This is a genomic window from Salinimicrobium oceani, assembly GCF_012037645.1.
On record NZ_JAAVJR010000680.1, the window covers coordinates 1 to 440 of the forward strand.

Genomic DNA, 440 nt, shown 5'->3' on the forward strand with positions numbered 1-440 from the left:
TTTCCTGCAGTAAGAATTCAGTAATGACCGAGGTGGAATCTGCCAACAAAACATCTGCTTTCCTAAAAAGAGGAATGAGATTGGTTGTTTCATAATAGGTAAGATTTTTATTTTGAATCTCTGTGAACTTCTTTACTCTTCCTTCCTCAAGCTTGGGATGTAGCACCACTTTAAATTCCCATTTCCCCAATTTTGAAAGCCGGCTAATTTCTTCTATGAGTTCATCATTATGTGCAAGACTAAGTTTCTTAGTGAAAGTAGAAGCAATTAAGATGCATGGTCTTTCTCGCGGTTCATCCCGTACCGGAAAAAGCGGATCGAGTTTAGGCCAGCCTGTTTCCCTTACTTCAAAGTATTTATGCTCCTTTTTTAGTTCCATAAAAATTTCGGTTGTTGAAGGGCCGTGAGTGCAATAAAGGTCGAAAAATCCCCTTATTCTG

General features: G+C 38.9%; 1 pseudogene. It reads right to left on the bottom strand.

Annotated elements, in window-relative coordinates:
• Positions 1 to 379: pseudogene (locus HC175_RS18845) on the bottom strand (CDP-glycerol glycerophosphotransferase); the annotation flags it as partial.
• Positions 380 to 440 lie beyond the last annotated feature (61 nt).